Genomic DNA, 11,839 nt, shown 5'->3' on the forward strand with positions numbered 1-11,839 from the left:
AGCATAGCATCGCCACGCCCCCACAGGAGCAAGGCACCAATTCAACATCGCCAGGAAATCATCCCCCGGCGACTAGGGCTAGGCTTTCTTTGCGGGCTTTTTCTTCTTGCTCGGCATTGAGACCTTAATGCCCTGGGCGGACTTGGTCACCCGCGAACGTTTGGCGCCCGCGCTCTTCTTTTTCTTGGGCTGGGCCTTTTCCACACCCTCGAGCGCGCGAACCTCGGCCTCGCGAGCGGTGCGCTCCTCGCGGCGCTGCGCCATATCGGCGGCGACGCGCTTGGCAAAACGCTGGGCAGTTGAACCCGTCGAGCTCACCTTGCCGCCGCCGCGGCCCAAGCGAACGCGTACGCCGCGGCCAAAGCCAGTGGCAGCATGGCGACGGCGCGGCTTAAGCGAATCCATCTTCGCGGCGAGCTTAAAGAAAACCGTGCAGGTAAAGACGACGATCGCCAGCAAGATAACGGCCTCGCCCATCGACAGGTTGGCGATGGACAGCAGCTCCGGGAATCCGATAACACCCGCCAGGATGCCGACAACGACAAACACAAAGAGCACCACACGCAAGGGAGTGAGCGGCTGCGAGATACGCCAGATCAGGCTCACGCTCGCCGCGCACGACGTAAGCAGGCACATGGTCGAAAGGGTGAGCTGGTTAAAGCCGAACACGCGCGCCACAAAGATATCGAGCGCCGCGGCCATAATGACCGCCAGCGACGCCGGCAGCGCACGCTTGAGCACGTTGGTCAAGAATGACCCCTTCACGCGGGCATTATTGGGCTCCAGACCAAGCACAAAGCCCGGCGCGCCGATGCAGAAGAAATTGATGAGTGTCATCTGAATCGGCTCGAAAGGATACGGCGGAAACGCAATGCACAGCGCCGCCAAGCCCATCGAGAACAGCGTCTTGGTCAGAAACAGCGCCGCAGAGCGCTGCAAGTTGTTAATGGAACGACGGCCCTCGGCCACCACGGCGGGCATCGAGGCAAAATCGTTGTCGACCAGCACGATTTCGGCCACGTTGCGCGCGGCATCGGAACCGGCGGCCATGGCCACGGAGCAGTCTGCCTCCTTGAGCGCCAGCACGTCGTTGACGCCGTCGCCCGTCATGGCAACGGTATGGTCGCGACGCTTGAGCGCCTGCACGAGCTCGCGCTTCTGTTGCGGGGTCACGCGACCAAAGACGTGATAGCGGTCCACTGCCGCATCGAGCTTGGACGGCGTATCGAGCGTCGTGGCGTCGACGTAGGCATCGGCCCCCGGAACGCCTACCACGCGCGCGATCGACGACACCGTGCGCGGGTCGTCGCCGCTGATAACGTTGAGGGTCACGCCCTGCTCGTTAAAGTAGCCGATGGTCTCGGCGGCCGAGGTGCGAATCTCATCGCGAATGGTCACAAAGCCCACGGGCTCGGCCTCGCCCACCATATCGCCGTCGGGCGTAAAGCCGTCCACACGGGCCACCACAAGCACGCGGCAGGTGTCGGCGAGCTCGGCCACACGGTTCTCGACCTGCGCAAAGGCGCGCTCCGAAAGCACAAATTGCGCTGCGCCCATCACATAAGAGCCCTGCGCAAACGAGGCGCCGCTCCACTTTTTGGACGATGAGAACGGAATGACCGCCAGCGGCTCGGACACCTCGACCGGGCGGTCGGCGTAATAGTTGAGTAGGGCCTGACAGGTCTCGTTGGCGTCTGCCGAGGTGGCACGTGCCACATTGGCGAGCGCAAAATCGAGGACTGTGGTCTCGACGGGGACAGCCGCCTCGTCCGAATCCGCGCCAAAGCCAACACCCTCAACAGGCAGCGGGTAGGTGCCCTCGACCTCCATGTGACCCGACGTGATGGTGCCCGTCTTGTCCAAGCACAACACGTCGACGCGCGCGAGCGTCTCGATGCAGTAGAGCTGCTGCGCGAGTACCTTGCGGCGCGCCAGACGCACCGTGGCGATGGCAAGCACCGACGAGGTCAGCAGCACCAAGCCCTGCGGAATCATGCCCAAAAGAGCACCCACCGTGGACAGCAGCGCCGACGAGGGCACGCGACCGGCAAGCAGCTCGGAAAAACACCACGAAAGCGCGCTCTCGCCCGGCGTACCGGCGGCATCCCACAGCTCGCTCACGCTCGAGGCAAAGAGCGCCAGGCCGAGCGGAATCATAATGAGGCTCGCGAAGCGCACGATGGCGTTGAGCGCGTTCATGATCTCGGAATTGACCTTTTTGACGTACTTGGCCTCGTTATTGATCTTTGCCACGTAGTTATCAGCGCCAACATGGATCACGCGGGCGCGCAGCAGACCCGAGTCGATAAAGCTGCCGCTCATGAGCTCGGAGCCGGGCTGCTTTTTGATGAGATCGCTCTCGCCCGTCAGCAGGCTCTCGTTAACGAGCGCCTCGCCCGACACCACCATGGCGTCGGCCGGAATCTGGTCACCGCGCCCCAGGCGAATGATGTCGTCGAGCACGATCTGGTCAAGGTCGAGCTCCACCTCGGCACCATCGCGCACCGCGACGGCCTTCTTAGAGGTCAGCAGCGTGAGCTTATCGACCATCTTCTTGGAGCGCATGGACTGGATGACGCCGATGGCGGTATTGAGGAACACCACGAACAGGAACGTCAGGTTCTTAAACGATCCAGTCATAATGACCAGAATCGCCAAGACAGCGTTAATCAAGTTAAACAGCGTGCAGAGGTTCTCGATGATGAGCTCTTTGACCGATTTGGTCTTGAGCTCCATGTTGCGGTTGATCTTACCGGCGGCGATGCGCTCCTCGACCTCGGCGATCGAAAGCCCGCGCTCGATATCCGTTACTGCCATACCACGTCCCATCACGTCGCGTCGGTATAAGAAAACCGCCCGGACCATGCGAGGTTCGGACGGTCTTACGTTCGATGGTGCCCCATGTTGGATTCGAACCAACGGCCTTCTGCTCCGGAGGCAGACGCTCTAATCCCCTGAGCTAATAGGGCGAACGGTTGGCATTATACCCAAGTGCGCCACGGGCTAACAAAAGAATAGAAAAAGCTTTGCAATTACGTGGGAGACACGGCGCAAAGGCACACTTTAGAACGCAAAAGTGAAACAATTAGTATAAACTCACATGCACCATATATGCACGGCTCGCGATGCGGGCCGTTTTTGCAAAAGTTATCCATCGAGGTGAGAGGCACACCATGATTGCAATTTTAAAGCAAAGCGCCAGCGACGAGGCCGTCGGCCATATCGTCAGCTGGATTGAGAAGAAGGGTCTCAAGACCGACGTCTCGCGCGGCGAGAACGAGACCATCATCGGCCTGGTGGGCGATACGACCAAGATCGACCCGTTCCTGCTCGAGTCCATGGATGTCGTCGAGCGTGTGCAGCGCGTCTCCGAACCTTTTAAGCGTGCCAACCGCAAGTTCCACCCCGAGGACTCCGTCATTGATTGCGGCCACGGCGTCAAGATCGGCGGCGACCAGTTCCAGGTCATCGCCGGTCCCTGCTCCGTCGAGGGCGAGAACCTCATTCGCATCGCACGCCGCGTAAAGGCCGCCGGCGCCACGATGCTGCGCGGTGGCGCCTACAAGCCCCGCACCTCCCCTTACGCCTACCAGGGCATGGGTCCCGCCGGCCTGGACCTGCTATGCGAGGCATCCGCCGAGCTCGACATGCCGATCGTAACCGAGATCATGGATCCGCGCGACGTGCAGGTCTTCTTGGACAAGAAGATTGACGTCATGCAGATCGGCGCCCGCAACGCGCAGAACTTCCCCCTGCTAAAAGAAGTCGGCAAGACCCAGACCCCGATCCTGCTCAAGCGCGGCATGTCCGGCACCGTCGACGAGCTGCTCATGGCTGCCGAGTACATCATGAGCGAGGGCAACGACAACGTCATCCTGTGCGAACGCGGTATTCGCACCTTCGAGACCCGTACCCGCAACACCTTCGACCTCAACGCCGTGCCGGTGCTTCACCACCTGTCGCACCTGCCCGTCGTCGCCGACCCCAGCCACGCCACCGGCTACACCCGCTATGTCGAGCCCATGGCGCTCGCCGCGACCGCTTGCGGCGCCAACGGCCTGGAGATCGAGGTCCACGACGACCCGAGCCACGCCTGGTCCGACGGCGCCCAGGCCCTCACGCCTGACCAGTTCGACGACACCATGCGCCGCATCCGCGCCATCCGCGAGGTCGTCTGCCAAGAGACCATGGAGTAGGCCATGGGTACGGTGAGAAACGCACGCGTCAACCAAGGCGGCCCCAAGTGCGCCGGCATCGTCGGCTTGGGCCTGATCGGCGGCAGCTTTGCCCGCGGCTATGCGCAGGCGGGCGTTCGCGTGCTTGCCTGGGACCCCGACGATGACGTAATGACGGCCGCTAGCATGGGCACCGTCGCCGGCGAGCTCAACGACGAGACGCTCGGCGAGTGCGACATCATCGTCCTTGCCTGTTATCCCGAGGCATGCATCGAGTGGCTCGAGGCGCATGCCCAGGCGCTCGCCGACGCTACCGACACCGAAGCCATCATGGGCCCCGTGGTGATCGACACCGTGGGTGTGAAGGGCATTGTGTGCGAGCGTACCTTTGAGCTCGCACGAGAGCACGGCTTTTACTTTGTGGGCGCACACCCCATGGCGGGCACCCAGTTTTCGGGCTACGCTCATTCCAGCGCCGACCTGTTCCAGGGCGCCCCGCTCGTGCTCGTTCCTCCCGCGGTAGACGATGCCCTTAAGTTGGAGCTCTTGGGCCAGGTGCGCGAGATGGTGCGTCCCTTGGGGTTTGGCAAGTTCAGCGTGACCACCGCCGCCGAGCACGACCGCGTGATCGCCTTTACGAGCCAGCTCGCGCACGTGGTGTCCAACGCCTACGTAAAGAGCCCCACCGCCCAGGTCCACCACGGCTTTTCGGCCGGCAGCTACCGCGACCTCACCCGCGTGGCGCACCTCAATCCGCAGATGTGGTCCGAGCTCATGATCGACGACGCCGACGCGCTTGCCTTCGAGATCGACCATCTGATCGATTCGCTCGGCGCCTACAGCCACGCGCTCAAGGATCGCGACCAGCGCTATCTGGAGAATCTCCTAGCCGAGGGCGATCGCATCAAGCGCGCACTCGACGACGAGAGCGCCCACTAGACCACCTATCACGCCAGATCGAAAGGACCATAGCTTATGGCGATTACCATCGATATCGACACCGCACGCCCCTACCAGGTACACGTGGGCACCTTTTTGCTGGAGCAGGCAGGGCCGCTCGTTCGCGCCACCGCCGGAGGCACTCGCGCCGTCATCGTGACGGACACCAACGTGGGTCCGCTCTACCAGATGCCTGTCAAACAGAGCCTGGAGGCGTCAGGCTACGAGGTAAGCATCTACACCTTCGAGGCCGGCGAGGCACACAAGCGCGCAGAGACCTACATCAACATCTTGGAGTTTGTGGCCGAGCATGAGCTTTCGCGCTCCGACGTGATCGTGGCGCTCGGCGGCGGCGTCGTGGGCGACGTGGCCGGCTTTGTGGCCGCCACCTACATGCGCGGCTGCAAGTTTGTGCAGATCCCCACGAGTCTGCTCGCCATGGTGGACTCGTCGGTGGGCGGCAAGACGGCCATCGACCTGGCCGCCGGCAAAAATCTCGCCGGAGCCTTTTGGCAGCCGAGCGTGGTTATCGCCGACGTAGGGTGCCTGGCCACCCTCACGCCCGAGCAGTTCGCCGACGGCTGCGGCGAGGTCGTCAAGCACGCCGTGATCGCCGACCCCGAGCTCTTCGCCGAGCTTGAGAAGACCCCGCTCACGCTTGAGCTGCTTAACCAGGACGTGGCCCGCGTGGCGCTCATCATCGCCCGCAATATCGACATCAAGCGCGCCGTGGTCGTTGCCGACGAGCGCGAGACCAACCAGCGCAAGCTCCTCAACTTTGGACACAGTGCCGGACATGCCGTCGAGGCCTGCAAGCACTTTGAGCTGGGACACGGCAACTGCGTGTCGATCGGCATGGGCATCATCACGCGCGCCGCAGCCCTGCACGGCATTTGCGATGCCGAGCTGCCCGGCCGCATCGAGGAGCTCTGCGCGCGCCACGGTCTCAAGACCCGCTGCGAGCTTTGCGCTGACGCCGTCTTTACCGAGGCGCTGCACGACAAAAAACGCGCCGGTGACACTATCGACCTGGTGATTCCGCACGGCATTGGCCGCTGCAGCATCGACCGCACGCCGCTTTCAACCTTCCATGAATTAATTGCCGAGGGCCTCGGCCAGAAGGGAGACGCATTAGCATGCTAGCCCGCATCACCCCCTCCCCGCTCAAGGGCACCGTTCCTGCCATCGCGTCCAAGTCGATGGCGCACCGCCTCATCATCTGCGCCGCACTCGCCAACGGCGAGACGCACGTCACTTGCAACACCACCTGCGCCGATATCGAAGCCACGGTACGCTGCCTCACGGCCCTGGGCGCCCGCATCGAGACCGTCGAGGACGGCTTCCAGGTCCATCCCACCATGAAGAGTATTGAGTTTGGTCTGCTCAAGGCACTTGCCGGCGGCACGCTCGACTGCGGCGAGAGCGGCTCCACGCTCCGCTTTATGCTGCCCGTCGCCTGCGCGCTGGGGGCAGAGGCGACCTTTGTGGGACAGGGCCGTCTGGGCGCACGCCCCCTCTCCCCGCTCTCCGACGAAATCATAGCCGCCGGCTGCGACCTGCAGGGCCTGGGCGGTTTTCCGCTCAAGACAAGCGGCCGCATGCGCCCGGGCACCTTTATCCTGCCGGGTAACGTGAGCTCGCAGTACATCTCCGGTCTGCTGCTGGCAGCCCCACTTCTGGCCCAGCCCTCCTGCGTGCAGGTGACCGGCCTTATCGAGAGCCGCCCCTATATCAACCTAACCATCCAGGCCATGAAGGCCTTCGGAGTCGAGGTCAACGTCGAGCGTATTCCGGCCAAGGACGGCCAGCCCGAGGTCACGAACTTCCGCGTGAACAGCGGCTCCTACCGCACGCCTGGCAGCGTGGCCGTCGAAGGCGACTGGTCCAACGCCGCCTTTTGGCTGTGTGCCGGCGCCATCGGCTCCGACCCCATCACCGTCGAGGGTGTGTCGCTCAGCTCCGCGCAGGGCGACCGCAACGTGCTCGCCGCGCTTTCGCGCTTTGGCGCTCGCATCGTGCGCTCCACTAACGCCGCCACCGTGCAGTCCGACAAGCTCGCCGGCTTTGAGATGAGCGCGCACGACATCCCCGACTTGGTGCCCGTTATCTCTGCCGTGGCATCGTTGGCGCAGGGCCGCACGTTTATCCGCGATTGCGCCCGCCTGCGCATCAAGGAATCCGACCGTCTGGCCACTACCACCCGCGAGCTCACCGCACTGGGGGCGCAGGTACGCATTGCCGGTGACGACCTCATCATCAAGGGTGTCGACGCCTTTACCGGCGGCGAGGTCGATTCGCACAACGACCACCGCATCGCCATGATGGCCGCCATCGCCGCGAGCCGTGCTACCGGCGATGTCGTGATCCACGGCGCCGAGGCCGTCAACAAGTCCTATCCCGATTTCTTTGACCACTACCGCCTGCTGGGCGGCAAGGTCACGCTCGAGGAGGAATAGCATGTCCTCGACCTTTGGCAACGTTTTGCATCTGAGCATCTTTGGCCAGTCGCACTCCCCTGCTATCGGCTGCTCACTCGACGGCATTCCCGCTGGTATCGCCGTTGACCAGGAGCAGCTGCAGGCCTTTTTGGACCGTCGCGCCCCCGGTCGCGACGAGACCGCAACCAAGCGCCGTGAGGCCGACGCCGCGCATATCATTGCCGGTGTGGTCGATGGGCACACCACCGGCGCACCCATCGCAGCGATCATCGAGAACACCAACACGCGCTCCAAGGACTATTCCGAGCTGCGCCGCAAGCCCCGCCCCGGGCACGCAGACTTTCCGGCGCGCGTGAAGTACCACAACATGCACGACGTCGCCGGCGGCGGACACTTCTCCGGTCGTCTGACGGCCCCCCTATGCATCGCCGGCGGCATCGCGCTGCAGGCGCTCGAGGCCCGTGGCATCAAGGTCATGGCGCACGTCGCGCAAATCGGCGGTATCTCCGACCTGCCCATGGACGACATGGTCTATCGCGAGGCCGACCGCAAGGCGACCCTTACAAACGACCTGCCCTGCATTGACGCCGCAGCTGCCGGTCGCATGCGCGAGGAGATTCTGGCCGCACGCGACGAGCTCGACAGCATCGGTGGCATCGTGGAGTGCGGCATCTACGGGCTTCCCGCGGGCATCGGCGACCCCATGTTCGACGGCATCGAGAACCGCATCGCACAAATCGCGTTTGGCATTCCCGCCGTAAAGGGTGTGGAGTTTGGCATGGGCTTTGCCGTGGCCGCTATGCGCGGCAGCGAGAACAACGATCCGTACCGCGTAGATGCCGAGACCGGCGAGATTGCGGTCGAGTCCAACAACGCCGGCGGCATCCTGGGCGGCATCTCCACCGGCGCACCCGTCATGTGGCGTATGGCCGTGAAGCCGACGCCCTCCATCGGTCGTGAGCAGCAGACCGTGGACATGGACGCCATGGAAAATGCCGAGCTCTCGGTCCACGGCCGCCACGATCCCTGCATCGTCCCGCGCGCCGTCCCCGTAGCCGAGGCAGCCGCAGCGCTGGCCATCTGGGACGCCCTCCTCGAGGACGCAGCCCAGCGCTAAAAATCTCCGGGGGCCAACTCCGGCCCCCACGCCCACCCAGTGATTTTTCTGGGACGGGGATTAAAAAATCATTGTGTACCTAATGATTTTTTAATCCCCGTCCCAGAAAAATCACCGACACGTGAAAGGGGCCTCCATGGACCTCGCCGATATTCGCCAGGCCATCGATAGCATCGACACCACCCTGCTCAACAGCTTTGTCGAGCGCATGGATATTGCCACCGAGGTCGCCAAATCAAAGATCGAGACGGGCAAAGCCGTCTTTGACCCCGCCCGCGAGCGCTCCAAACTCAACAACCTCGCCAGCCGCGCACCCGAGCGCTACGAGGCCCAGACCATCACCCTGTTCCGCCTCCTCATGAGTATGAGCAAGGCAGAGCAGCAGCGCTACATCAACGAACTCAAGGGCATCACGGTGTCGCAAAAGGCCCACGCCACGGCTGTAGCCTTTGACGCACCCTTCCCCCAGACGGCAACTGTCGCCTGCCAGGGGGTCGAAGGCGCCTACAGCCAGATCGCCGCGTGCAAGCTCTTCGACGTGCCCGATATCGCCTTCTTTGAGACCTTCGAGGGCGTCATGCGCGCCGTGCGCGACGGCTTTTGCGAGTTTGGCGTGCTGCCCATCGAAAACTCCACCGCTGGCTCGGTCAACGCCGTCTACGACTTGCTCGCCCAGTTCGATTTCTACATCGTGCGCTCGCTGCGCCTCAAGATCGACCACAACCTGCTCGTCAAACCCGGCACCAAGCTCCAGGACGTGCGCGAGGTCTATAGCCACGGCCAAGCTATTGCCCAGTGCGCCGGCTTTATCGAGCGCCATAATCTGCACGCCTCCAAGTACCCCAACACCGCCATGTCTGCCGAGATGGTCGCCAACTCCGAGCGCACCGACGTCGCCGCCATCGCCTCGCGCAGCTGTGCGGCACTCTACGGCTTGGAGGTGCTGGAGCCCAACATCCAGGACTCGGACAACAACTACACGCGCTTTGTCGTCATCAGCCGCGAGCCGCGCGTCTATCCCGGTGCCAACCGCACCTCGCTCATGATCACCACGGCCAATGAGCCGGGCGCGCTCTATCGCGTACTCGAGCGCTTCTACGCGCTCAATATCAACCTCATCAAGCTCGAGAGCCGCCCCATCCCCGGGCGCGACTTTGAGTTTATGTTCTACTTTGACCTGGACTGCCCCTTTGGCAGCAAGGCCCTCGACGACTTGCTCGACTCGATCGACGACGCGTGTGAGAGCTTCACCTACTTTGGCAGCTACACGGAGGTGCTCTAGATGACCGATACCGTCGCAACCCGCCCCTACGGCGTCCTGGGCCGTGTGCTGGGCCACAGCTACACCCCGACCATCTACAAAGAGCTCGCAGGCCTGGAGTATGTGCGTTTTGAGCGTGAGCCCGAGGATCTTGAGGCTTTTATGACCGGCGACGAATGGGAGGGCACCAACGTGACCATCCCCTACAAGCGTGCCGTCATGGAATACCTGGACGAGCTGAGTCCCCTGGCCGAGCGCATGGGCAACGTCAACACCATCACGCGCCTGCCCGACGGCCGCCTGCGCGGCGACAACACAGACTACTTTGGTTTTCAGTGCCTGGTCGAGGAATTGGGCGTTGAGGTTGCCAGCAAGAAGGTCCTCGTGCTCGGAGCCACCGGTGGCGCGGGTACCACCGCCAGCATGGTGCTCGGCGACCTGGGCGCCATCGTCGTACCCGTGGGTCGCACGAGCGTGGTCAATTACGACAACATCGCGCAGCAATCCGATGCCGCGCTGCTCGTCAACTGCACGCCCGCCGGTATGTTCCCCCACTGCCCCGACGCTCCCTGCACGCTCGAAGGCCTCAATGCGCTCGAGGGCGTCATCGACATTGTCTATAACCCCGCCCGTACGGGTCTGATGCTCGAGGCCGAGCGCCGCGGCATCCCCTGCATCGGCGGCCTGCTCATGCTTGTTGCCCAGGCGGCACAGGCTGTAGAGCGTTACACCGGCCAAGCCACCCCGCGCGAGCGCATCCTGGATGTGACGGAACGTCTGTCCCGCCGCGAGCAGAACATCGCGCTCATCGGCATGCCGGGCTCGGGCAAGACCCGCGTAGGCGAGCAGATCGCCCAGCTCACGGGCCGCGAGCACATCGACCTCGATCGCGCCCTCGAGGAGCGCCTGGGCATGCCCTGCGCCGACTTTATCGTCGAGCGCGGCGAGGTGGCCTTCCGCGAGCAGGAGACGGCGGAGCTGGCCGACATCTCCAAGCGCAGCGGCCTGGTGCTTTCCACGGGCGGCGGCGTGGTCACGCGAGACGAGAACTACCCGCTGTTGCACCAGAACAGCCAGATCGTGATGCTCAACCGCAAGCTCGATGAACTCGCCCACAAGGGTCGCCCCATCACCGCCCGCGATGGCATCGATAAGCTCGCCGAACAGCGCATGCCGCGTTACCGCGCCTGGGCCGATTGCATCATCGACTCACGCGACTGCGCCGCCAACACCGCCCGCGCCGTCCTCGACACCCTCCCACCCGCTCTCTAACAAATACCACCACAAAGGGGACAGGCACCTTTGTGGTGGTATTTCATTCCGCCTCACCGCCCGCCCAACCGCAAAGGAAGCAACCATGAAAGCACTCGTCATCAACGGCCCCAACCTCAACATGCTCGGCATTCGCGAGCCGGGCATCTACGGCAACGATAACTACGACCGCCTGGTCCAGATCTGCCAGGAGGCAGGCGCCGCGCAGGGCTTTGACGAGGTCGAGGTCTTCCAGTCCAACCACGAGGGCAGCATCGTCGACAAGATTCAGGAGGCCTACGGCAAGGTCGACGGCATCGTCATCAACCCGGCCGCCTACACGCACACAAGCGTCGCGATCTTGGACGCCCTCAAGGCCGTCGCCATCCCTGCCGTCGAGGTCCACATCAGCGCCGTAGAGACGCGCGAAGACTTCCGCCAAGTGAGCTACGCCCGCCTGGCCTGCTTCGCGACCATCACCGGCGAGGGCCTGCAGGGCTATGCTCACGCACTGGAGCTGCTGAAAGAGTATCTCGAAAAGTAGCCTCGCGTGCAAATCCATCAACGCGATTCACACGCCAATAAAGCTAGTGCCGCCAGCAGCAACCTCGCTACTGGCGGCACTTTATTACTGGCATATAATCGTTGCAGTCACACA

Annotated in this window: 9 protein-coding genes and 1 tRNA gene; 8 read left to right on the forward strand and 2 right to left on the reverse strand. The window is 63.3% G+C overall.

The features are described 5' to 3' along the window. Window positions 1-78: 78 nt before the first annotated feature. Both V2391_RS03030 and V2391_RS03035 read right to left on the reverse strand, forming a co-directional pair. Entirely contained in the window at window positions 79-2,817 is a 2,739-nt protein-coding gene (locus tag V2391_RS03030) for an HAD-IC family P-type ATPase (RefSeq protein WP_329738199.1), read from the reverse strand. Window positions 2,818-2,892: 75 nt separating this feature from the next. Next, window positions 2,893-2,969 (reverse strand) — tRNA-Arg (locus V2391_RS03035). A gap of 204 nt (window positions 2,970-3,173) precedes the next feature. Between V2391_RS03035 and aroF the strand changes: the two genes are divergently transcribed. From aroF to aroQ, 8 genes are all read left to right on the forward strand, one after another. Next, window positions 3,174-4,196 (forward strand): 3-deoxy-7-phosphoheptulonate synthase, encoded by a 1,023-nt coding sequence (gene aroF, locus V2391_RS03040; protein ID WP_329738200.1) that lies wholly within the window; start codon window positions 3,174-3,176, stop codon window positions 4,194-4,196. Window positions 4,197-4,199: 3 nt separating this feature from the next. Next, on the forward strand, window positions 4,200-5,114 hold the full coding sequence (locus V2391_RS03045; protein WP_329738201.1) for a prephenate dehydrogenase: 915 nt from the start codon (window positions 4,200-4,202) through the stop codon (window positions 5,112-5,114). A 36-nt stretch (window positions 5,115-5,150) separates the two neighbouring features. After that, a complete protein-coding gene (aroB, locus tag V2391_RS03050; protein WP_329738202.1) occupies window positions 5,151-6,257 on the forward strand; it encodes a 3-dehydroquinate synthase in 1,107 nt (368 codons plus the stop codon). Continuing rightward, window positions 6,251-7,570, forward strand: a complete 1,320-nt coding sequence (gene aroA, locus V2391_RS03055; RefSeq protein WP_329738203.1) for a 3-phosphoshikimate 1-carboxyvinyltransferase — start codon at window positions 6,251-6,253, stop codon at window positions 7,568-7,570. The genes aroB and aroA overlap by 7 nt, the downstream gene beginning before the upstream one ends. A gap of 1 nt (window position 7,571) precedes the next feature. Then, window positions 7,572-8,669: a chorismate synthase gene (aroC, locus tag V2391_RS03060; RefSeq protein WP_006236050.1), complete on the forward strand. Its 1,098-nt coding sequence runs from the start codon at window positions 7,572-7,574 to the stop codon at window positions 8,667-8,669. A gap of 136 nt (window positions 8,670-8,805) precedes the next feature. After that, complete coding sequence (pheA, locus tag V2391_RS03065) at window positions 8,806-9,951, forward strand: prephenate dehydratase (protein WP_329738204.1); 1,146 nt, start codon at window positions 8,806-8,808, stop codon at window positions 9,949-9,951. Next, window positions 9,952-11,202 (forward strand): shikimate kinase, encoded by a 1,251-nt coding sequence (locus V2391_RS03070; protein ID WP_329738205.1) that lies wholly within the window; start codon window positions 9,952-9,954, stop codon window positions 11,200-11,202. A gap of 85 nt (window positions 11,203-11,287) precedes the next feature. Next, window positions 11,288-11,725 carry a type II 3-dehydroquinate dehydratase gene (aroQ, locus tag V2391_RS03075; protein WP_329738206.1) on the forward strand — a complete coding sequence of 146 codons (438 nt, stop codon included), beginning with the start codon at window positions 11,288-11,290 and terminating at the stop codon, window positions 11,723-11,725. Window positions 11,726-11,839 lie beyond the last annotated feature (114 nt).

The sequence above is a fragment of the Collinsella sp. CM84Y_54 genome (assembly GCF_036317945.1).
Lineage (GTDB): Bacteria > Actinomycetota > Coriobacteriia > Coriobacteriales > Coriobacteriaceae > Collinsella.

Coding starts and splice junctions, on each gene's coding strand:
- pheA (WP_329738204.1), top strand. CDS start 8,806: ATGGACCTCGCCGATATTCGCCAGGCCATCGATAGCATCGACACCACC.
- V2391_RS03070 (WP_329738205.1), top strand. CDS start 9,952: ATGACCGATACCGTCGCAACCCGCCCCTACGGCGTCCTGGGCCGTGTG.
- V2391_RS03045 (WP_329738201.1), top strand. CDS start 4,200: ATGGGTACGGTGAGAAACGCACGCGTCAACCAAGGCGGCCCCAAGTGC.
- aroB (WP_329738202.1), top strand. CDS start 5,151: ATGGCGATTACCATCGATATCGACACCGCACGCCCCTACCAGGTACAC.
- aroC (WP_006236050.1), top strand. CDS start 7,572: ATGTCCTCGACCTTTGGCAACGTTTTGCATCTGAGCATCTTTGGCCAG.
- aroQ (WP_329738206.1), top strand. CDS start 11,288: ATGAAAGCACTCGTCATCAACGGCCCCAACCTCAACATGCTCGGCATT.
- aroA (WP_329738203.1), top strand. CDS start 6,251: ATGCTAGCCCGCATCACCCCCTCCCCGCTCAAGGGCACCGTTCCTGCC.
- aroF (WP_329738200.1), top strand. CDS start 3,174: ATGATTGCAATTTTAAAGCAAAGCGCCAGCGACGAGGCCGTCGGCCAT.
- V2391_RS03030 (WP_329738199.1), bottom strand. CDS start 2,817: ATGGCAGTAACGGATATCGAGCGCGGGCTTTCGATCGCCGAGGTCGAG.